The sequence below is a fragment of the Magnetospirillum aberrantis SpK genome (assembly GCF_011022235.1).
GTDB classification, from domain to species: domain Bacteria; phylum Pseudomonadota; class Alphaproteobacteria; order Rhodospirillales; family Magnetospirillaceae; genus Magnetospirillum; species Magnetospirillum aberrantis.
Genome location: NZ_JAAIYP010000009.1, coordinates 38,924 through 59,086, shown reverse-complemented (window position 1 = coordinate 59,086; position 20,163 = coordinate 38,924). Strand labels below are relative to the sequence as shown.

19 protein-coding genes are annotated in these 20,163 nt (G+C 65.4%); 11 read left to right on the top strand and 8 right to left on the bottom strand.

All coding sequences use genetic code 11. The features are described from left to right. Positions 1–200, top strand: a 200-nt coding sequence (locus tag G4223_RS19720; protein WP_205762346.1) for a hypothetical protein, incomplete at its 5' end; no start/stop codon positions are given. A gap of 260 nt (positions 201–460) precedes the next feature. Here G4223_RS19720 and G4223_RS02920 read toward each other — a convergent pair. Both G4223_RS02920 and G4223_RS02915 read right to left on the bottom strand, forming a co-directional pair. Continuing rightward, a complete protein-coding gene (locus tag G4223_RS02920; protein WP_163674760.1) occupies positions 461–1,120 on the bottom strand; it encodes a class I SAM-dependent methyltransferase in 660 nt (219 codons plus the stop codon). A gap of 81 nt (positions 1,121–1,201) precedes the next feature. Next, positions 1,202–2,533 carry a magnesium and cobalt transport protein CorA gene (locus G4223_RS02915; RefSeq protein ID WP_163674757.1) on the bottom strand — a complete coding sequence of 444 codons (1,332 nt, stop codon included), beginning with the start codon at positions 2,531–2,533 and terminating at the stop codon, positions 1,202–1,204. A gap of 469 nt (positions 2,534–3,002) precedes the next feature. Between G4223_RS02915 and G4223_RS02910 the strand changes: the two genes are divergently transcribed. Genes G4223_RS02910 through G4223_RS02895 form a run of 4 tightly spaced genes read left to right on the top strand, consistent with a single transcriptional unit; the run spans position 3,003 to position 6,441 of the window. Continuing rightward, positions 3,003–3,599: a paraquat-inducible protein A gene (locus G4223_RS02910; RefSeq protein ID WP_163674754.1), complete on the top strand. Its 597-nt coding sequence runs from the start codon at positions 3,003–3,005 to the stop codon at positions 3,597–3,599. After that, a complete protein-coding gene (locus G4223_RS02905) occupies positions 3,592–4,212 on the top strand; it encodes a paraquat-inducible protein A (protein WP_163674751.1) in 621 nt (206 codons plus the stop codon). Before G4223_RS02910 ends, G4223_RS02905 begins: the two co-directional genes overlap by 8 nt. Next, positions 4,199–5,821, top strand: coding sequence for an MlaD family protein (locus tag G4223_RS02900; protein ID WP_163674748.1), 1,623 nt, complete (start codon positions 4,199–4,201; stop codon positions 5,819–5,821). The genes G4223_RS02905 and G4223_RS02900 overlap by 14 nt, the downstream gene beginning before the upstream one ends. Then, positions 5,821–6,441, top strand: coding sequence for a PqiC family protein (locus G4223_RS02895; protein ID WP_205762345.1), 621 nt, complete (start codon positions 5,821–5,823; stop codon positions 6,439–6,441). The genes G4223_RS02900 and G4223_RS02895 overlap by 1 nt, the downstream gene beginning before the upstream one ends. A gap of 31 nt (positions 6,442–6,472) precedes the next feature. Here the strand turns inward: G4223_RS02895 and G4223_RS02890 are convergent, their stop codons facing one another. Then, a complete protein-coding gene (locus tag G4223_RS02890) occupies positions 6,473–6,712 on the bottom strand; it encodes a hypothetical protein (RefSeq protein WP_163674744.1) in 240 nt (79 codons plus the stop codon). 25 nt (positions 6,713–6,737) lie between these two features. Here G4223_RS02890 and G4223_RS02885 point away from each other — a divergent pair, with 25 nt between their 5' ends. Next, positions 6,738–7,385, top strand: coding sequence for a MarC family protein (locus tag G4223_RS02885; RefSeq protein WP_163674742.1), 648 nt, complete (start codon positions 6,738–6,740; stop codon positions 7,383–7,385). Positions 7,386–7,441: 56 nt separating this feature from the next. Beyond that, a complete protein-coding gene (locus tag G4223_RS02880; RefSeq protein ID WP_163674740.1) occupies positions 7,442–7,657 on the top strand; it encodes a hypothetical protein in 216 nt (71 codons plus the stop codon). Positions 7,658–7,699: 42 nt separating this feature from the next. On the opposite strand, the gene G4223_RS02875 is transcribed toward G4223_RS02880, so the two are convergent. After that, positions 7,700–9,787 carry a bacteriohemerythrin gene (locus G4223_RS02875; RefSeq protein ID WP_163674738.1) on the bottom strand — a complete coding sequence of 696 codons (2,088 nt, stop codon included), beginning with the start codon at positions 9,785–9,787 and terminating at the stop codon, positions 7,700–7,702. Positions 9,788–9,962: 175 nt separating this feature from the next. On the opposite strand from G4223_RS02875, the gene G4223_RS02870 reads away from it, so the two are divergent. The 4 genes from G4223_RS02870 to G4223_RS02855 all read left to right on the top strand — a co-directional run bounded on the left by G4223_RS02870 (position 9,963) and on the right by G4223_RS02855 (position 15,273). Then, positions 9,963–11,627, top strand: coding sequence for a sensor histidine kinase (locus tag G4223_RS02870; RefSeq protein ID WP_241003912.1), 1,665 nt, complete (start codon positions 9,963–9,965; stop codon positions 11,625–11,627). 155 nt (positions 11,628–11,782) lie between these two features. Continuing rightward, on the top strand, positions 11,783–13,162 hold the full coding sequence (locus G4223_RS02865; protein WP_163674736.1) for a M48 family metalloprotease: 1,380 nt from the start codon (positions 11,783–11,785) through the stop codon (positions 13,160–13,162). Further along, on the top strand, positions 13,159–14,223 hold the full coding sequence (locus tag G4223_RS02860) for a hypothetical protein (RefSeq protein WP_163674733.1): 1,065 nt from the start codon (positions 13,159–13,161) through the stop codon (positions 14,221–14,223). Before G4223_RS02865 ends, G4223_RS02860 begins: the two co-directional genes overlap by 4 nt. Positions 14,224–14,289: 66 nt before the next feature. Beyond that, the gene (locus tag G4223_RS02855) at positions 14,290–15,273 is read left to right on the top strand and encodes an OmpA family protein (RefSeq protein ID WP_163674730.1); all 984 of its coding nucleotides are present in this window, start codon (positions 14,290–14,292) and stop codon (positions 15,271–15,273) included. A 9-nt stretch (positions 15,274–15,282) separates the two neighbouring features. On the opposite strand, the gene G4223_RS02850 is transcribed toward G4223_RS02855, so the two are convergent. The 4 genes from G4223_RS02850 to G4223_RS02835 form a co-directional block, all read right to left on the bottom strand. After that, positions 15,283–17,085 carry a sensor histidine kinase gene (locus G4223_RS02850; RefSeq protein ID WP_163674727.1) on the bottom strand — a complete coding sequence of 601 codons (1,803 nt, stop codon included), beginning with the start codon at positions 17,083–17,085 and terminating at the stop codon, positions 15,283–15,285. Further along, entirely contained in the window at positions 17,082–17,960 is an 879-nt protein-coding gene (locus G4223_RS02845) for a phosphate/phosphite/phosphonate ABC transporter substrate-binding protein (RefSeq protein ID WP_205762344.1), read from the bottom strand. Before G4223_RS02845 ends, G4223_RS02850 begins: the two co-directional genes overlap by 4 nt. A gap of 120 nt (positions 17,961–18,080) precedes the next feature. Beyond that, positions 18,081–18,725, bottom strand: coding sequence for a tetratricopeptide repeat protein (locus G4223_RS02840; RefSeq protein ID WP_163674724.1), 645 nt, complete (start codon positions 18,723–18,725; stop codon positions 18,081–18,083). 58 nt (positions 18,726–18,783) lie between these two features. Beyond that, positions 18,784–19,902 (bottom strand): acyltransferase family protein, encoded by a 1,119-nt coding sequence (locus tag G4223_RS02835; RefSeq protein WP_163674722.1) that lies wholly within the window; start codon positions 19,900–19,902, stop codon positions 18,784–18,786. Between the last annotated feature and the right edge of the window lie 261 nt (positions 19,903–20,163).

Here is a 20,163-nt window from a genome sequence, read left to right as displayed (position 1 = left end):
GGCTGATGGGCTTCTTCAACACCGGTGCCGCCCAGGTCCAGGCGACGGCGCAGAGGACCGATCCCCAGGCCGAGACCCATTCCCGCAAGCCGCTGGCCAAGGCCGCACCGAAACCCACGGCCAAGCCCGTGGCGAAAGCGATGCCGAAGCCCAAGGCCACAGCCGCCAAGAGCGGATCAAAGGAATGGGAAGAGTTCTGAAAACAGGAAGGCCCGGCATCCACCGGGCCTTTCGTTTCTGACAGGCTGAATTGTCCGCCCCCCCGAGAAAGCGGCGCAAGGCGTATATGCCGTATTTTGTGGCCACCCATCTACAGGGCATCTATGCCTGGGAACCGGGCAGCTTTCGGGAGGAACCAAAATAACCGTGCCGATGCGCTGGAAGGCCTAGGGTCTGGCAATCCGTGTGCTGCATCCTGCCGGGCCACCATTTTTTTCAAAAGAGCGAGCGATCCCGCCCGTCAAACGGCGCGGAACAGGAAATACTTATTGCACCGCATGAACTTTTCCTCGACGCCGTAGGTCTCGTACAGGGATTTCTCCCCGGCCAGAATGAACCCGGCGGCCTCCACGATCTCGACGACATGCGATGGCTTCCAATAGATCATTGGATTTCCGGCAACGACGAAATCCCGCTCCAACCGCACCCAGGACGCGATGTCCAGCAGCGCGTCGCGGTCCGCATCGGCTTGGCGCTCCAGGTCCATCTGTGGGAACTGCATCACCAGCATTCCATCCGTCGCCAGTGCCGCCCGAACGTTCCCGGCGGCGTGGCGCAAGTCGGCCTCGTTGAAATATTCGATAACGTCGCGACAGACGACCACGTCGAAATACCGGTCGAAGGGAAGCGGCTGCCGGGTCACGTCACACAGGGCAAAACGTTGCTTTTCGTGTGACGCCTGCATCCGTTGGACCGCCGACGGGTTGACATCCACGCCATGGATGATCGCGCCACGCCGTTCAGCCTCCAACAAATCGGCGCCATACAGAAAGCCGACCTCTAAAAGCAGCTTGTCCTTCAGCGCCACACCGCCTTGCCCGAGAAAGCGGAACAGACTGGCGTTGGGCGACGCCTGCGCCGCCCCCAACCCACGCTGCCAATAATTCCCCGTCTCTTCCATGGAGCGCTCCTTGCCGACCTGACAGGACGACGATGCCGCAAACCGGCCCCGACCTCCAGCGCTCAGGACGGCAACTCACCCCTATTCCGCCGCCAGCTTGCGCAGCGCGGCATGGGCGGCGCGGCGTTTGGCCTTGCGGGCTTCGGCCAGCCTGAGCACCGAATAGGTGCCCCATCCCACCAGCATCATGCACACCATCAAGGTGCCATAGGACAACGGCCAGGGAATACCCTCGGTCATCATCGAGAATTCCGACATGCCGCCGACGCCGGCCAGAACGTTCAACGGCATGAACACCACGCCGGCCACCGTCAACTGCGACACCCGCCGGTTCTGGTTGACGTTGATGAAACCCACCGTGGCATCCATCAGGAAGTTGATCTTTTCGAACAGGAACGCCGTGTGGCTGTTCAGCGATTCGATGTCGCGCACGATCTCGCGCGCGTCGTCCAGTTGTTCGCCGCGCAACAGCCGGCCGCGCATCAGGAACGACACCGCCCGCTGAGTGTCGAGCATGTTGCTGCGGATGCGACCGTTCAGATCCTCTTCCTCGGCGATGTCAGCCAGAATGCGGGCGGCATCGGTGTCGGTGACGCTTTCGCTCAGCACCTGTTTGCCGACACGGCGCAGGGTGGCGTAGGCGTCTTCCAGCGCGTCGGCGGAATATTCCACGTCGGCCCCGTAAAGCGCCAGCAACAGATCCTTGCAGTCGCCGACCTCGCCACGCTGGCTGCGCATGCGCAGCCGTTGCAGGCGGAACACCGGCAATTCCTCGGCCCGGATGGTGAACAGAACGTCGGAATGGATGACGAAAGCCACCGGCACCGTGCGCGACAACCCCTCGCGATCCAGCAGGAAGTTGGAATGCAGGTGGATTTCGCCGTTTTCTTCCACATAGAAGCGGGCGCTGACCTCGAGGTCGGTCAGGTCCTCGGGGTCGTCCAGTTCCAGTCCGAAACGGCGGGCGATCCAGCCGCGTTCCGATTTCGACGCCCCCATCACGTCCACCCAGATGGGCGAAAGCCGTTCCATGTCGCTGCGGCACGAAACATCGACGATGCGCATGCGGCCGTTCACCAGTTCATAGGCGGTGACCTCGCCCGCCAGAAAGCGCGGCTCGACCGGCCCGGCCAAAAGCTCGCCCAGGCTTTGCGGAATTTCCCACAACACATCGTTGAGACGCCCGGCCTCGATCTGCCGCCACACCAAGGCAGCGTCGTCCGTCGGCAGTTCTTCGAGAATGCGGCCGATCTCGGCCACCGGCAACCGCGCCAAAAGGGCGCGCAACTCGGCCAGATGCTGCTGATGGACCACGTTTTCCACCAGTTCGGCACGACGCGACGGCTGGGCGCGGACCATGTCCTCGACCATCTTGTGCTTGTTCAACAATTCGGCGACGGCGTGCAGCGACATCGCGTTTCCCCTTCGCGAACCCAAAGCGAGACAAGACCTTCCGCCCGGCCAGGACCGAAGCCAGGGCGGGGACGGCACGCGCCGTCGAACGGCGCCGGTCTTCAGGGACTAGATCGGTCTTCGTCCGCCACCAAAGGACGGGCGCGCAAAAGGACGCGGTGGAAAGGATGATTCCGCATGGGGATACCTCGGTCCGGTCATGCCCGGCGGCATGGGACGAGCCCCCTCGCGGTCAGGGGCGCGCCGCCTGCGCGGCCGGGCAGTTCCTACTATGAGAACTGGAACTGTCCATCGTGCTCCATCCTGGAAGCGCGCGGCGGCGCTCCTCTGGGAAAAAGTGTGCATGCTATGGCACCAGCCCAGGTGGATGGTCAACAAAAAACGCCCCGGCACGCCGCGCCGTTGCCGAGATCGTACCCAAGGCGTTATGGTCGGCCCAACCCCCATTGCCGTCGGCCCCTTGCCGTCTATGGATCATCTTTGCGCCTGCCCCATTTGCGACGCCTTGCACCACCGCCCGTCGCTCGGACGCGGCGAAAAGGCGATCTGCGTGCGTTGCGGCACGGTGGTCGCCCGGCGTCACCGCCTGGCACCCGACCAGGTGTTGGCGTTGGTGGTGGCCGCCTTGATGGTGTTCGCCATCGCCAATGCCTTTCCCATCGTCAACCTGAGGGTCCAGGGCCTTTACAGCGCCACCACCTTGTGGGGTGCCGTCGCCGCCCTATGGGCCGAAGGGCGCCAGGGCATGGCTCTGCTGGTGTTCGCCACCACCCAGGCCTTTCCGTTGCTTGACCTTTGCTGCACGCTGGCGCTGTTGTGGGCGGCACGAAACAGGGAGCGGCCCCGCTGGTTCGCGCCCTTGCTGCGGTTCCTGCAACAGGTCCGCCCCTGGGGCATGGTCGAGGTGTTCATGCTGGGCGTGGTGGTATCGCTGGTGAAGCTGTCGGGTATGGCCGCCATGGTTCCGGGCGTGGCGCTGTGGGCCTTTGCCATCCTGACTGTGCTGATGGCGGCGATCCTGTCGTTCCATCCCCACCAATTGTGGCACGAGCCGGCCGATGACTGAGCCGACCACCGCCGCCGAGGCCGGGTTGATGGCCTGCGAACAATGCGGGCTCGTGGTGCCGCTGGCGCCGTCCACGCGCTGTCCACGCTGCGGCGCCACCATCCATCCCCGCCGCCCGGCCAGCCTGTCGCGCAGTTGGGCGCTGCTGATCGCCGCCATCATCCTTTACATCCCGGCCAACCTGTTGCCGATCATGCAGACCACCTCGCTGTTCGGCACGTCGCGCGACACCATCATGGGCGGCGTGGTCTATTTCTGGCATTCCGGTTCGCCGGGGCTGGCGGTGCTGATCTTTTCCGTCAGCATCCTCATTCCCATGCTGAAGATGATCATCCTTGGCATCCTGGCGCTGACGGTGCAATTCGGCTGGCCGTTGGACCGTCACCATTGCGCCCACCTGTATCACGTCATCGAATTCGTCGGCCGCTGGTCCATGCTGGACGTCTTCGTGGTGGCGTTGATGGTGGGGCTGGTACGCTTCCGGTCGCTGGCGGTGATCGAGGCCGGCCCCGGCGCCATTGCCTTCGGCGCCGTGGTGGCGCTAACTATGGTCGCGACCCGTTCCTTCGACCCCCGCCTGATCTGGGATACCGCCCATCGTGCCCCCGGCTGAGCCCCCCGCCCTTTCCAACGCCGCCGCCCCCCGCATCAAGCCGCCGCGACGATGGTTGCCGTCTGCCATCTGGATCGTGCCGGCGTTGGCGGCGGCCTTCGGCCTGTCCTTGGCCGTCAATGCCGTCAACCAGCGCGGCCCGGGCATCACCATCAGCTTCGCCACCGCCCAGGGCATTGAGGCCGGCAAGACCAAGGTGAAATACAAGGACGTCGAGATCGGCGACGTCACCGAGGTCCACCTGACCGCCGACCGCGCGCGGGTCGAGGTGACGGTGGAACTGAAGAAGGAAGCCAGCGGTTTCGCCGTCGAGGATTCGCGTTTCTGGGTGGTGCGTCCACGCATGGCCGGCAGCGGCGTTTCGGGCCTGGATACCCTGTTGTCGGGCAGCTATATCGGCGTCGATGGCGGCCAGTCGAAGAAAGAGGCGAGCACCTTCACCGGACTGGAGACACCGCCGGTGATCGCTTCCGACGTGCCGGGCCGCCGCTTCGTCCTGGTGGCGCGCGACATCGGTTCGCTGGATGTCGGCTCGCCGGTCTATTTCCGCCGCATCCCGGCCGGCCACGTCGAAAGCTTCGCCCTGCAACCCGACGGCACCATCTTCCTGTCGGCTTTCGTCAAGGCGCCCTATGACCGTTACGTCACCCAAGGCAGCCGTTTCTGGCACGCCAGCGGCGTCGATCTGCGGATGGATGCCGGCGGCTTCAAGCTCAACACCCAATCGCTGGCGGCGCTGTTGCTGGGCGGCGTCGCCTTCGAGACCCAGGGCGACGCCGCCCAGGCGCCCCAGGCAGAAACCGCCCACCGCTTCGCCCTGGCCGCCGACCGCGAAAGCGCGCTCAGGGCCCCCGACGGCCAGCCCTATACACTGACGTTGCGCTTTCACCAGACGGTGCGCGGCCTGACCGTGGGCGCCCCGGTGGACTTCCGCGGCGCCGAGTTGGGACAGGTGCGATCCGTCGCCATGGCCTATGACAAGGCCAGCGCCGACTTTACCCCGGTGGTGACCATCGACGTTTATCCCGACCGCCTGAACCTGGACGGCGCCGGCCCCAAACCGGAAACCGAGGCTGCATTGCGCCAGCGTCTGGCCGAATTGGTGCAACGCGGCCTGCGTGCCCAACTGCGCACCGGCAGTCTGGTCACCGGCCAGCTTTACGTGGCGCTGGACTTCTTTCCCCAGGCCCCCCACGCCCGGCTGGACGTGGCGGCGACGCCGCCGGAACTGCCCACCGTGCCGGGCGATTTCGAGGAATTGTACAAGCAGGTGCAGTCGGTGCTGCGCAAGCTGGAACAGGTGCCGTTCGACACCATCGGCCAGGATCTGCACAAGGTGCTGGTGACCCTGGACGGCACCATGAAGCGGCTGGACGCCATGGCGGCACGCACCGATTCCGAGGTGTTGCCGGAACTGCGCGACAGCCTGAAGCAAATGCGGGCCAGCATGGAAAGCCTGAACGCCGCCATGGCCGGCGACGCACCGTTGCAGCAAGACACCCGTCAGGCGTTGAAGGGACTGACCGAGGCGACACGGTCGCTCAAACGTCTGACCGATACCTTGGAACGCCAGCCCGAATCCCTGTTGCAGGGACGAAAGGAGCCGTGATGCCCCCGCTTTCCCGTCTGGCCGTTCCCTTGGCGCTGGCCGTCGCCCTGGCCGGCTGCGGCGCCTCGACGCCGTTGCGCTATCATGCCTTGGCAACCGGAGCGGCCAGCCCCGCCCCCTCGGGCGGCGCCCAGGTGCTGGTCGAGGTGCTGCCGGTGGCGGTGCCCGAACGGGTCAACCGCGAAGAGGTGGTGCTGACCACCATCGGCGGCGCACTGGACCTGCGTGCCGGCGACCGTTGGGCGGCACCGCTGGCCGACGAGATGCGCCAGGTGGTGGACGAGGCGTTGTGGCGGCGTTCCCGCGCCGCCGACGTCTATGCCGCGCCGCCGCCGCCCGGCGCGGCCGACGCCCTGCCGCAATACCGGCTGGCGCTGCGCCTGGAACGTCTGGACGCCACCCCGGACGGCCAGGCGGTGGCCGAGGCCAGTTGGACCTTGCGCCGCCTGCCGCAAGGGGCACAGGCCTTCTGCCGATCCGGCGCCGCCGAGACCGTGGCCGGAACCGACACCGCCGCCGCTGTCGCCGCCCTGTCACGGGCGACAAGGACCGTCGCGGAACGGATAGCCGACAGCCTGGAGCGGTTGAACTCGGGCCCCACCGATCCCTGCGGCGGCTGACGCCTGGCCTGTTGGCACAAAGTACACGGCGTCATTGCATCAAGACGATGAACGCCCCCACCGCCACGGTGGACAGCGCCGCCACCGCAAGCGCCTTGCCCCCCATGGCGCCTTGCCGCCACAGGGCAATTCCGGTGCCGACCACCACCGGGACCATCACCATCACCGCAATCTGTTTTTCCGTCATGGCATGCGCCTCCCATGCCCACACTGAGCGGGCCACGGCACCGGCGGCGTTGATGGCGGTCAAGGGGCGGGCTATGGTCGTCATGTCGTTCCCCGTGCGGTGAAACCCCATGTCCGCGCTGTTGGCCAGTTTCCTGTTAGTGTTCGGATCGCTGTTTCCCATCGTCAACCCGCCGGGCAGCGCCTTCATGTTCCTGGCGCACACCCGCACGCTGGGCCACGCCCAACGTGCGGAACTGGCTGTGCGGGTGGCGGTCTACGCCTTCCTGATCGTCATCGGCTCGCTTTACGTGGGAACGGCGATCCTGGGATTGTTCGGGGTGTCCATCGCCGCCCTTCGGGTTGGCGGCGGACTGGTCATCGCGGTGGCCGGCTGGCGTCTGCTGAACGCCAAGGTCGGCGCCACCGAAGGCGACGTGCTGTTGGACAACACCCCCGACAGCCTGCGCAGCGCCGCCTTCTTTCCGCTGACCATGCCCTTGACCACCGGGCCGGGAACCATCGCCGTCACCATCGCGCTGGGCACCAGCCACCCGTTGTCGGGCGGCGGATTGTCGTTGGCGACCTTGGGCGCGGCGCTTGCCGCCCTGGCCATCAGCGCCTTGATTTACCTGTGCTTCCGTTTCGCCGACCGCATGGAAAGCCTGTTGGGCCGGGCGCTGACCGATGCGTTGATGCGACTGTTCGCACTGTTGCTGTTGTGCATCGGCGTCGAGATCATCTGGCAGGGCATTTCCCAGATGGTGCGCAGCCTGTGATTATTGTCATGGCGTCCGGCACCGACTGACGCCATTTGCGTTTCCTGGGAGCGCCAATGTCTCCCCCGCCGGCCGGCGGCAACAGCAATCGAGGAAACACCATGATCATCGACACCGAGGACCCCGCCACCCTGGCCCAGGCGAACCCGCTGGAGCGCCAGGTCCTGCGCGACCTGAGCGACCGTCTGGCCATGCAGGCGTGGCAACGGCGCGGCTGGGGGTACGAGACGAAAACGGACGGTTCCCAAACACCAGAAGAGAAGCCCTCCTGACCATTGGGGACGGCCGCGCGACAGGCGGCCGTCCCGTTCCGGTCATGCGGCGCGGCGTCCCAGCACCTGGGCGAAATGCTTGTCCGTCTTCTTGATGTGGTTGACCAGCCAATCGCGCAGGAAGGTCAGCACCTCCATGGACACGGTGCCGCTGCGTAATTCCAGCCGGTGTTGGAAATCCTCGACCTTGGCGATGAAATTGCGGTGCGCCGCCAAATGCGCCTCACGTTCGGCATAGCCGCCGAGGTCCATCATCTTCTCCTCACGGCCGAAATGATCGCGGGTATAGGACACCAGCTTATCCACCACCTCGATCACCGCTTCGGCCCCCAACCCCTTGGTCATGGCGGCATGCAGTTCATCGATGTATTCGAACAACCGGCGATGGTCGTCGTCGATCATCGAATGCCCCGTCAGCAAATCGTCGTCCCATTGCACGAAGCCACCGATTTCATCGACGAAGGCATCGGACACGCTGGCCAGGAACTGGTGAACGTCCTCACGCAGTTTTTGCGCCTGCCCGGCCAGGGTAGTGGCGGCGGACGCCACCCCCTTGGAGGCGAGGTCGGTGTCGCGGGCGCCGGCCAGAACCCCTTCGGCATGGGCCGAAACCTCGTTGGTGCCGGTCGAGGCCGATTGCACCGAACGGGCGATTTCCGCCGTCGCCGCGGTCTGCTGTTCGACCGCCGCCGCGATGGAGCCCGATATCTCGTTGATCTTCTGGATGGTTCCACTGATCCCCTGAAGCGCGGCCACGGCACCGCCGGTCGCCTCTTGCACTTCCTTGATCTGGGCGGCGATCTCGCTGGTGGCTTGGGCTGTCTGGTTGGCCAGGGCCTTGACTTCATGCGCGACGACGGCGAAGCCCTTTCCGGCGTCGCCGGCCCGCGCCGCCTCGATGGTGGCGTTCAAGGCCAACAGGTTGGTCTGGCCGGCGATGGCGTTGATCATGCGCACCACATCACCGATGCGGGACGCCGCCTGATCCAGACTTTGCACCATCGCATCCGTCCGCTCGGCGTCGGCGGTGGCGGTTTCGGCCACCTGTCGCGACATCTCGGCCTGGGTGCCGATTTCACGGATGGACGCGGCCAATTGTTCGGCCGCCGCCGCCACCGTCTGCACCGCCACCGAGGCGGAACCGGAGGATTCGCGCACGGAATGGGCGCGGGCGGCGGAATCGTCGGCCACCGCCGCCATGGATGACGCATTGCTTTCCAATTGCGCCACCGCCGCCACCAGATCGGTGACCGTGGCCGAGGCGACGGCGTCGAAATCCCCCGTCAGCTTGCGCACCCGCTGGGCACGGGCCTCGCGCGCAACACGTTCGGCCTCGGTCTGGGTCATCAACTCGCGCCGACGCAGGGCGTTGCTGCGCCAGACCTCGACCGCGGCGATCATTTCCCCCATCTCGTCGCGACCGCGATGGGTCGGCACCTCGACCTCCAACTGGCCGGTGGCCAGCTTGGACATCACCGACGTCAGCGCTTGCAGCGGCTGAACCAGATGACGCCGCACCACCAGCCGCAACACCACCCCGCCAGCCAGCAGGCCAACCGCCAGAATCAGGACGAACGTCAGTTGACGGGTGTCGTAGAGATCCGACTGCGCCTGCTTGAACGCCCCCACTTCGTCCTGGTTGGCGGCGGCGGCGGCGACGATGGCGGCGTTGAGCGCCTTGCGGGTCGAACGGTTGGCATCGTTGTCGCCATAGGCGCGTGCTTCGGCCAATTGCCCCGAGCGGGCGATGCGCACCAGTTCCGAACGGAACCGCACGAATTGTTCGGCCGATTGCTCCAGAGAGGCGAAATCCTGGCGACGGTCGGGCGGCAACAGAGTCTTCCAGGTGTCCAAAACGCCTTTCAACCGCTCCAGATTGGCCAGTAGCGGTTTGGCGAACTTCTCCGCCTCCTCGACCGAACGCGCCATGTAGATGCCGCGGGAATCCATGACCACGGCCAGCACCAGACCGTTCAACCGTTCCCCCTGGATGGCCCGGTCGGCCGCGTTGTCCATCAATTCGGCCGTCCGATTGTAGGAACCAAGCGTCACCATGCCGAAAACGGTCACCACCAGGGCAACCAGCATGAACGTCGCGACCGTGGCGTATAATTTTGCAGCGATCCGCATGCCGACACCTCTTAAACCCAGCACTCCATACCGAGGGTATATGCTATTTATCAGGGACATGTCTCAAACGGTTGCATCAAATTTCGTAACACTGCGGTAAACGAGCATCCTTCTTGCCCGTTCCTGCGATGCTCCGCCGTTCCGTCCGTCCCAGCGGCCATGATATGGTTCAAGGATGCAGTTTCTTGGCTTGATCTGGTCCCGGAAATTCGTCCCCGCCGCCATTCTGGGCGTGGCGGCGCTTTCCATCGTCCTGGTTTGGGTCAGCTATGCGGTGGAAACCGCCAACGACAGAAAGCGTGCGCTGGGAGCGGCGGAAATCCGCCTGGAAGGCGTGGCCCAAGCCCTGGCCGAACAGGTCGAGCGCACATTAAGCGGCCTCAACATCGCCTCGCTTTATCTGCGCCACGCCTGGCGACACAACCACGACCAGTTCGGCACGGTGGTCGACGCCCTGCGGCCGGCCGCCGCCCCAGCCGCCGAATTGAACGTCATGGTCAACGATGCCGACGGCTGGATGGAATTTTCCACTTACCCGGAACCATCCGCGCCGGTGAACTTTTCCGAGCGCCAGCATTTCCTGATCCAGAAAAATAGCTCCGACGACCAGTTGTTCGTCAGCCAGCCAGTCCTCGGCAAACTGAGCAACCGTCTGATGATCCCCAACAGTCGCAAGTTGCTCGACGCCCAGGGCCGATTCGCCGGAATCGTGGTGGTCGCCATCCCCGCCGACAGCCTGTTTTCCCTGGAACCCCACCTCAACCTGGGGGCACGCGGCGCGGCCACCTTGATCGGGATGGACAGGGTGGTGCGCGCCGCCGCGGCCAACACCCCCGGCACCGCCCCCGAGCCCGGAACGGCAACGTCGCCCGACCGTCCCTATTTCCAGGCACCCGACGGCGTGTTTCAGGCGGTCGGCTCGGTGGACAAGGCGGATCGGCTGTTCGCCTTTCGCCGCCTGAAAGAATTTCCTTTGGTCATGGTGGTGTCGGACACCGTCGCCGACATCGAGGCGACCACCCTGCCCCATCGTCGGGAACTGGCGGTGTTCGCCCTGTCGGTATCGACGGCCGTCGCCGTCTTCGCCCTGATGCTGGCCCATTTCGTCCACACCCTGTCCGCCCGCAACCGGGCGCTCGACGCGAAATCCGAGGAACTAAGCCAATCCAACGCCGAGTTGGAGCAATTCGCCTATGTGGCCTCGCACGATCTGCGCGAGCCACTGCGCATGATCTCGAGTTTCCTGACCCTGTTGGAAAAGAAAATCGGCGCCGGACTGGACCAGGATGGCCGCGACTACCTGAATTTCGCCCGCGATGGTGCCGTCCGCATGGACCGGCTGGTGTTGGACTTGCTGGAATATTCCCGCATCGGCCGGGGACGACGCCCGAACGCCGTCGTCGATCTTGGCGCCGCCATGGACGAAGTGCGCGCCAACCTTGCCGCCGCCATTTCCGAAAGCGGCGGCAAGGTGGAAGTCCTGGGGCGTCTGCCCACCGTCGCCGGCAACGCCCACGAACTGACCCGGCTGTTGCAGAATCTGGTCAGCAACGGCCTGAAATACCACACCCCCGGCCAAGCGCCGCACGTCAGCGTCAGCGCGGCCCGCGACGGCGAATATTGGATGCTGTCGGTGGCCGACAACGGCATCGGCATCGCCCCCGAACACCATGAACGGGTGTTCGGCATCTTCCAACGCCTGCACTCGCGCGACCGCTACGAAGGCACCGGCATCGGTCTGGCCGTCTGCAAGAAGGTGGTGGAACGTCACGGCGGACGCATCGAGGTCCTTTCGGGCGAAGGCCAAGGCGCGGTCTTTCGCTTTACCCTGCCGGCGTAATCCCTGGCGCGACATCCGTCGGCGATTACGATAATCTGAACGTCGTCCCGTGGCCCAACACGCCACCGGACAGGGATACGGGCGGACGGAAACGAGGTCATGAGCGCGATGCACTGGGCGGCCGCCGACGCGGCCGCGAGCGGTTGAGAGGGCCCGTGGCACGCCGACGGTGGTTATGGCCTGTCGCGGCGGCGGTAGTCTGCGCGCTTTCCATCCTGGCGGCATTCGGTCCGCTTGAGCGGAACCGCCGGTCCGATGACGACGGACACGCGCTGTTCGCCGATGGCTGGCGCATCCGCTTGGCCGACGACGCCGTCACCGAAAAGATGGCCGCCCGCGAATACGCCACCCACCTGCGCGAATACGCCGATGCCGGGATCTTGGACAACGACCTTTACCTGACCGAAGTGGTGGGATCGGTCGCCACCCCCCTGATCGCCGCCGCCCGCGAGCTTTATCCCCAGACGCGGGACTGGCCCTGGGAATGGCATCTGGCCGACACCGGCGAAGTCAACGCCTGGTGTTTGCCGGGAGGACGGATCATGGTGCTGTCGGGTCTGCTCGACGATTCCGTCCTGGGCGACGACCGCGACCGTCTTGCCACCATCCTGGCGCACGAGGTGGCCCATGCCGTGCTTCACCATTCGCGCGAAAGCGTCGGCCACGCCTGGGCTGCCCAGGGCCTGGCCTGGACCGTGGCCAAAAGCCTGAAAATCGGCGCCATGCGCGAAAGCCGGCTGACGTCGGCTCTCAAGACCGCCCTGCTCGACCCCCGCACCCGTGCGCGCGAGACCGAGGCCGACACGCTGGGGCTGGAACTGATGGCCCGCGCCGGCTTTTCCCCGGCCAAGGCGGTGGAGACCTGGGAACGCATGGCGGAACGCCAGGCCCCCGCGGCACGGACGCCGACAGCCCAACGCGCCTTGGCGTTCCTCGGCGACCACCCGTCCGATTCCGAACGTCTGGAACGCCTGCGGCGCCTCTATCCCCAGGCCCAACCCCTGGCCGACAGCAGCCAGAAATGGGACTGGATGACCCATGCTCTCGACCCGGAACAATCCGAAGCACTGAGCCGCGCCGCCAACGCCTTCGGTCTGGACCGGCTGACCTTGGCCGAAGACCGCAAACTGGTCGCCGCCTTCGCCGCCGCCGAACACCTGTCCACCGCGCGTGCCAGTTCCGAAATCGAACAGGCCATGTGGGAAACCGCCCTGGACCCCGGCGGCGCGCTGCAACTGGGCCTGTCGGCCATGGTGCACGTCATCGGCGGATGGGATCGCCTGAACCGGGTCGAGACCGCCTGGAGCAAGTTGCGCCACGCCAAACCCTTGCTCGAGGACCCGGAGCAGATCAAGCGTCTTGCCCTGAGCGAGGAGGACCGCGCCGTCACCCAGACCACGATCCGGCGGCTGGCGGCGTATCTGGCGGCACCGCGCACCCAGCGGCGCTTGTGGCGCGACGCCGCCGAGGAACTGGGCAAGACCATGCCCAAGGGCCGCCAGGCCATCCTGGACCGGCTGGAGGAAGCGCCATGAGCAAGACGGCCGCCATCCCGTTCTCGGCCGGCGCGCTGTGGGCGGAAAAGGGCTGGGCGCTGTTGCGCCGCCGTCCCTTCTTTTTCGTCTTCGCCGCGCTGGCGGTTCTCGGCCTGCGCTGGCTGTTCGACTTCGCGCCCGTGGACGGCGCATCGGCCGTGGTGATCGCCGTTTCCTACCTCACCGACGCCTTGGTGGTGGCGACGCTGTGGACCGCCCTCGACACGCCGGGAGGGACCGGTCTGTGGGGCGGCTGGCGACGGCTGACCGGGCGGCGGTGGCGGGTCGCCCTGTCGGGCCTGTGGGGCCTGCCCAGCGCCGCCCTGGGCTATGTGATGCTGGCGCTGTCCACCACCCTGGCCCAACCGGTCAGCATGGCATTGGGGACCCGGTTCGCCGGCTGGGCCTTGCTGGCCTGGATCTTCCTGTCCGGGGCGGTCTGTTGTCTGTTGCTGTTCGGCGCGCTTTTCGCCGCCATCGACACCGCGCGCGGCGAAACCAGATTATGGACCGCCGGCATGCGCGGCATGCGGGCCATGGTCCTGGGTTGGCGACCGCTGCTGGCGTTGTGGACGGCGTTCGTCTGTGGCGCGGCCCTGGTCGCCCTGGTTTCGGCGACCGTTCTGGGCCATCTCGGTTTTGATGTGATCGACGGCGCGGACCGCGACCTTTTGGAATATTGGATCAACTGGCCGGCGCTGTTCGCGGCGGTACTCGCCTTGCTGTGCATGATCGGCCCGGCGGCCCGCCAATTGTTCGCCACGGCGGAACAGCGGAGCTTGGTGGACGGCCAGAGCGAAAGCACCTTCGGCCAGATGGCCGCCCGGCGGCTGGGCGTCGCGCTGATGGCCCTGGCGACGGTTTTCGCCCTGGCGGGCATGTTCGCCATCGACATGTCGCTGGACCTCGCATTGCTGGGAAGTGCCGGATTGGCCACCACCGGCTGGGCGCTCAACCGCAGCGCGCCGGCCTGGGGAAACCTGGATTCCAGCCTGTGGGAACGCTGGAACTGGGTGGCGGCGGCGGCGTTGTGGGCGGCGGTGGTGGCCGGTGCCGCTTAACCTTTGCGTGTCCGGCGCTTCGCGCTAGTCTAGGGCCCGTTCGGGGTTTTCGGGGGACATGGAACCATGCATGCGGACAAGAACGTTGCCGGGCCGGCAAGCGGCTGGGTGCAGTCCGTGGGCGGATTGTATCTGGCCGCCGCCGCCTTGCTGTTGGTGATTTTCGCCGTATTGGCGCTTCAGGGCCTGGCGGTGCGCAGTCGCCTCGACGCCCCGACCGCGGAGCAAGTCCCCCCGAAGCAGCCCGACGCGGCCCTGACCGCCGCCGAACGAAGCGAGCTTTACGACCGCTTGGCCAAGATGGGGGCCGACCTCTCGGCCGAGGCCGAGGAACGCAACCGCCTTGCCCGGCGGCTCGAGGACCTTCTGGCGACACGCGCCGAACTTGGCCTCCAGGCGGAACAGGCCGCGCAAGCCACCACCCCGGCCGATGTCCGCGCCAGCCTGTTGGCCGCCATCGAGGATACCGAACGCCAACTGGCCGCCGTGTCGCAAGCCCTGGAAGCCACCGAAAGCCGCATCGACACCAGCCAGATTCAGGTGGCCGGCCTGGGCGCCCGCCTCAACCGCGCGCTGTTGGCCCGTGTCGAGGAACTTCAGCGCAACCGCTCGGATTTCTTCGCCCGCTTGCGTCAGGTGCTGGGAGACAATCCCGGCTTCAAGATCGAAGGCGACCGTTTCACCCTGCCGTCCGAGGTGTTGTTCTCTCCCGGCTCCGACACCTTGCTGCCCCAAGGCATCGAAGAAGTGCGGCGCTTGGCCGCCACCTTGAACACCGTCCGCGCACAATTCCCGTCCGACCTGAGCTGGGTGCTGCGGGTCAGCGGCCACACCGACAAACGCCCCATCGCCAACAGTCGTTTCCCATCCAATTGGGAGCTGTCGGTGTTGCGCGCGGTCACCGTGGTCAAGGCGCTGGTCGCCGCCGGCGTGCCCCCCGAACACGTGGCCGCCGCCGGTTTCGGCGAGTTCCAGCCGCTGGCTCTCCAAGACGACAACGACGCCCTGGCCCGCAACCGCCGTATCGAATTCCGCCTGGACCGTCCCTGAGGGCCACCCTCACTCGGCGGGCGGCACCAGCGGCAGGCGCACATGGAAGGACGAGCCCTCGCCGGGCGTCGATTCCACCCAGATTCGCCCGCCATGCTGTTCCACCACACGTTTGCAGATGGCCAGCCCGATGCCGGTTCCGGGATATTGGCCGCGCGTATGCAGGCGTTGGAAGATCATGAAGATGCGTTCGTAATATTGCGGGTCGATGCCGATGCCGTTGTCGGCCACCGTCAGTTCCACCCCGTCCGCATCGGCCCGCGCTGACACCTCGACCATCGGCGCGCGGTCGGGATGGCGATATTTCAGGGCGTTGCCGATCAGGTTCTGCATCAGGCGCGCCAATTCGCTGCGGCACCCGAAAAGCGGGGGCAGGCCTTCCATCCCAGGAGCCAGGGACACCGTTCCCCCGCTGCCTTCGATCTGTGCCCGCAAGGCGTTCAGGGCGTCGTCCACGATGTCGCGCACCGCCAGCGTCTCCTTGGGCGGAGCCAGACGGCCGATGCGGGAATATTCCAGCAGGTCCAGGATCAACCGGTTCATGCGCTCGGCACCGTCACGGGCGAAACCGATGAATTCGTGGGCGTCCTGGTCCAGTTTCTCGCCATAACGCCGTTCAAGCAGCGAGACGTAGGAAGTGATCATGCGCAACGGCTCGCGCAGATCGTGCGACGCCACATAGGCGAATTGTTCCAACTCGGTGTTCGAACGTTCCAGTTCCGCCGTCTTGTCACGTAGCGCCGTCTCGATCGCCTGACGTTGGGTGACGTCGCGGAACACCACCACCGCACCGACCACGGTGCCGTCGCGACGGATGGCCGAAACCGAGTATTCCACGGGAAAGCTGGTGCCATCCTTGCGCCAATAGACCTCGCCCTGCACCTCGCGCGGCCGACCGTCCCACAATGTCTGGTGCATGGGACATTGGTCCGCGACACAAATGCTGCCGTCGGCGCGATGGTGATGGGCCAGCGCGTGCAGGTTCTCCCCCTCGCCCTCGTCCTCGGCCCAACCCAGCATGCGCCGCGCCGCCGGATTGATGAAACTGACGCGGCCTTCCATGGTGATGCCGCAGATCCCTTCCTGCGGAGCGCTCAACAGCATCTCGCGATCCTGGCGCTCGTGTTCGGCGTCGCGGCGGCGCTGCGCCTGGGCGGCTTCGTCGGTCTTGCGCGCCAGACGCATGGCAGCGAAGGCCCGCACCAGTTCCCCGACCTCGTCGCGTCCGGCCTGTGGCAAGGGGGCGTCGAAGTTCCGTTCGGCCAGGGCTCGCGAGGCGCGGGCCAATTGCCGCAACGGTCGCAGCACCATGCCCTCCATCATCAACAGCGACACCAACAGAACCACGAAGGCGAAGCCGGCGAACGCCCCCCCCAATTCCATCAGACGGGCGTTCTGACGTTTCATGGCGGCGGTACGGTCGACATAGACCGTCAACTGCCCCAGCGCCAAATCCCCCAACCGTACCGGCCGCTCGAACCGGGCCAGGACGGCACCATCGGCAGCCTCCGGCAACGGCGTCCCCTTGAGCGGAAACACCATGCGGCCGTCGCGGTCGGCGACGACAACCGCCCGCCAATTAGGATTGCCGGCCAGCAACGCTTCCATGTTCTCGTGAATCACGTCCAACTGGTCGGCCAAAAGCAACGGCACCAGAATTTCGCCGACACTGTCGAGGTGACGTGCCATCGCCATCTGAAAATCCATCTCGGCATCGGCCCGCAGGCGCGGAATCCATGCCAGATAGAAATAGCCCAGCACGGCCACGAACACCGCCATCAGGGGCAGCAGGAATTTCTGGTGCAGCCTCATGGCGCGCCCCCCTCGTCGCGCCAATAGCCTTCCAGCCCCCAATCGGCCATGGGCAGATAATCCGCCATCGACGTGGCGACCGCCGGCCGCATGGGAACACGGGCCAGCAACGCCGCCCCTTCCGCCGTCGCCTGCATGTCCAGCAGGGCGCGACGCACCGCCTCGCGCGCCACCTTGGGCAAACGCGGATGGGCCGCCACCGGATGGGACGGCATGTCGCGGGTGGTGTAAAGCACGCGGATACGCTCACGGATCGCCGGTTCCTGTTCGTCCAGCACCTTCTGGACGCCGCCGCCGCATTCCACCAGACCGTTGGCCACATGCAGATAGACCGAAGCGTGGGTCTTGACGTCGCGCAACACCACATGCACGTGGTAAAGCCGTTCCAGTTCGGCCTGGATCAGGATGCTGGCCCCCAGCGCGTTGACCGACGGCACCGCCATGGTCTTGCCGTCCAGTTCACGCACCGACTGAACCGGCGAATCCTTTGGCACCAGGATCAATCCGCGCAACGGCGCGGCACCACGGACCAAAGGGATATATCCCTGACGGTCGCGCTCCACCAGGATGTGATAGGGATTGGTGAAAACGAAGTCGAAGACTCCCGCCGACATCTGGCGCTCGAACTCGGAGACGGAAAAGGTGGTCACCAGCCGCAACTCGATTCCGGTGCGGGCCGACACTTCGTCGACGATGGGTTTCCAGATTTCCACCAGACGGCGCCGTTCGAATTGCGGCACCACCGCGAAACTGTAGGTTTCAGCCGTTGCGGCGACACTGGGCGCGGGCATCAACGCCAACCAAAGGGTCAACACCCCCAGGGCAAAACGGGCGAGGAAGGATGGAAACGGGGCGCCGTTCATGGATGCCGGCATGGCGCGCCTCCCACGCAGGAGAATATTCATCTCGACAGTATCGTCTGGAAACCCTGCCCTGTCGCACTCAAATGCGCGATGGCAGCCCATACTTACGCACAGGAAACATCAACTCCTGCGTCACCGCACCGATACGCCACCCAGCGCCGCGTCGGCGCGCATGGGGGCAAGACGGGCCATTTCAGCGGCGGCAACCTTGTTTTCGGGGTCGATGGCCAAAACCGAACGCAGGCTGAGTTCAGCTTCGTTGGGACGCCCCAGCCCGATCAGCGCGGCGGCACGTCCACACCACAGACGGACCCGTTCGGCATCCGTCAGCTCGGCCCGGCGCAAGGCGCGTTCCCACGCCGCCAACGCCTCGGTCCAGCGCTTGGCGCCCCCCAGGGCGATGGCGCGCTCCTCGGGATAGCCGTCCAGGCTGTGCTGGCCGTCGAACATCTTCAGCGCGTCCTCGAACCGGCCGCTCTGGTTGTAATACCGGACCAACAGCAAGGCCATGCCGGGATAGGGGGAATCGACGGCGTCATCCACCTGCGGCGCCTGGGCCAAAGCATCCTCGAGCTCGGGAACGTACGGCGCCAAGGCCGCCGGCCCCGCTTCGCCGGATACCGTCTCGGTGGCGGTGTCGTACAGGGCGCGCACCGCGATTTCCCGCTGCGCGGCGATTTCCGCCTCTTTCGCCGCGATCTCCTCGGGCGACGGCGTCTGGGCACAGGCGACCAGAAACGACAGCGCCGCAACGGCGGCAACGGCAAACTTGTTCATCGAGAGACCTCGAACGCGCGAAAATACGCGCCAAGTGTGACCTTGGGACCAAGCCCAGTCAACGTTCCCCCTGGCCTTGTTCGGACAAGGCCGCCGCCCTGGCCGAAGAACGCAGCTTGCGGCGCAGGAATTGCTGCATGGGATATTCAAAATAGACGTAGGACAAAGAGGCTAGGCCGAAACAGGCCCCCATGAAGCCAAGGTAGGCGACGGGATGCAGGAACGTTTCGCGCGGCACCTCGAAGCGGTCGGCGACGATTACCGCGAACAGCTGCACCGGGAAATGCAGCAAATAGGATGAATACGTCAGCCCGCCCAGGAACGAGAACACCTGCCGGGCCGAAGGCCGGACCACCACCCTCCCCAACCGAACGGCGGCGGCGACCAGGAACAAGGTGATCGATATCCACACGAAGGTGTGAACCTTGCCGTCCGTTTTCCAGTTCCACACCACCAGAACCACACTGGTCGCCAAGGTCGCCAGGAACAGGTTCCTTTCGTGCCGCGGCGAACGAGTGACGATCAAAAAGGCCGTGCCGCCGACAAAGAAGTACAGCAGGCACAGAACCGGATCCTTGATCCAGGGCAGCGCCATCTTGGCGATGACCAGTCCCAGGATAAGGCCGGCCATCAACCGCCCGCTGAAGCGAAAGCGGCGGGCAACCAGGAAAAAGACCGTGTAGGCCAGAACCTCGACCGAAACGCTCCACACCGGGCCGTTGAAGGACAGTCCCTTGTCCAGCCCCCAATCGGAAGCCATCGCCAGATGCAGCACGAAATGCCGCAGGTCGTGGTTGCCGTAGACGAAGGTTCCTTGGTGCCCTTGGGCATACCACCACTGCAACACGACCACCATGGCCAAGGTCGCCACATGCAGCGGATACAGACGAGAGAAACGAAGATTGAAAAAGGTGCGTGCGCCCACCTGGCCGCTACGGACCGGTTGCGCGTATTTCCAAAAGAAAATGAAGCCCGAGATGCCCCAGAACACCTCGACCGCATAGCTTCCCCAATTATACGCTCCCCACAGAAGCGTATAGAAAGGTTGAAGGCTACGCTGGAACCAGGGAGCCATGTCCCCATCGACCCAGAAGAAATGCTGGTAATGCCATGTGATGATCGTTACCGCACACAGGAAACGCAGCAATTCAAGACCATGGAAAGCTTTGCTCTCCATGTGATGGTCACGAGCACCGGACAAGACGGGTCCCCCACTTCAAACACCAGCGAACTATAGCAACAGCCCCCCTCGCAAGCAAACATGCCCCGCCATCCCGAGCGAACAGAAGCGTTCCCCAGCCTGCATCCGTTCGGAACCATGCGGCACCACACAATGGCTCCCGGATATAACGAGACAATGGGAGGGAGCCTTTTGGGGGGGGAGGGAGCCTTTTGGGGACAAAATTACCGCCATGAACCTGCGCATTCAGGGCAACAA

What these genes read in the sequence shown, in the direction of transcription:
- G4223_RS02920 (WP_163674760.1), bottom strand. Translation starts at nt 1,120, where the DNA reads ATGGAAGAGACGGGGAATTATTGGCAGCGTGGGTTGGGGGCGGCGCAG.
- G4223_RS02915 (WP_163674757.1), bottom strand. Translation starts at nt 2,533, where the DNA reads ATGTCGCTGCACGCCGTCGCCGAATTGTTGAACAAGCACAAGATGGTC.
- G4223_RS02910 (WP_163674754.1), top strand. Translation starts at nt 3,003, where the DNA reads ATGGATCATCTTTGCGCCTGCCCCATTTGCGACGCCTTGCACCACCGC.
- G4223_RS02905 (WP_163674751.1), top strand. Translation starts at nt 3,592, where the DNA reads ATGACTGAGCCGACCACCGCCGCCGAGGCCGGGTTGATGGCCTGCGAA.
- G4223_RS02895 (WP_205762345.1), top strand. Translation starts at nt 5,821, where the DNA reads ATGCCCCCGCTTTCCCGTCTGGCCGTTCCCTTGGCGCTGGCCGTCGCC.
- G4223_RS02890 (WP_163674744.1), bottom strand. Translation starts at nt 6,712, where the DNA reads ATGACGACCATAGCCCGCCCCTTGACCGCCATCAACGCCGCCGGTGCC.
- G4223_RS02885 (WP_163674742.1), top strand. Translation starts at nt 6,738, where the DNA reads ATGTCCGCGCTGTTGGCCAGTTTCCTGTTAGTGTTCGGATCGCTGTTT.
- G4223_RS02880 (WP_163674740.1), top strand. Translation starts at nt 7,442, where the DNA reads ATGTCTCCCCCGCCGGCCGGCGGCAACAGCAATCGAGGAAACACCATG.
- G4223_RS02875 (WP_163674738.1), bottom strand. Translation starts at nt 9,787, where the DNA reads ATGCGGATCGCTGCAAAATTATACGCCACGGTCGCGACGTTCATGCTG.
- G4223_RS02870 (WP_241003912.1), top strand. Translation starts at nt 9,963, where the DNA reads ATGCAGTTTCTTGGCTTGATCTGGTCCCGGAAATTCGTCCCCGCCGCC.
- G4223_RS02860 (WP_163674733.1), top strand. Translation starts at nt 13,159, where the DNA reads ATGAGCAAGACGGCCGCCATCCCGTTCTCGGCCGGCGCGCTGTGGGCG.
- G4223_RS02855 (WP_163674730.1), top strand. Translation starts at nt 14,290, where the DNA reads ATGCATGCGGACAAGAACGTTGCCGGGCCGGCAAGCGGCTGGGTGCAG.
- G4223_RS02850 (WP_163674727.1), bottom strand. Translation starts at nt 17,085, where the DNA reads ATGAGGCTGCACCAGAAATTCCTGCTGCCCCTGATGGCGGTGTTCGTG.
- G4223_RS02845 (WP_205762344.1), bottom strand. Translation starts at nt 17,960, where the DNA reads ATGCCGGCATCCATGAACGGCGCCCCGTTTCCATCCTTCCTCGCCCGT.
- G4223_RS02840 (WP_163674724.1), bottom strand. Translation starts at nt 18,725, where the DNA reads ATGAACAAGTTTGCCGTTGCCGCCGTTGCGGCGCTGTCGTTTCTGGTC.
- G4223_RS02835 (WP_163674722.1), bottom strand. Translation starts at nt 19,902, where the DNA reads ATGGAGAGCAAAGCTTTCCATGGTCTTGAATTGCTGCGTTTCCTGTGT.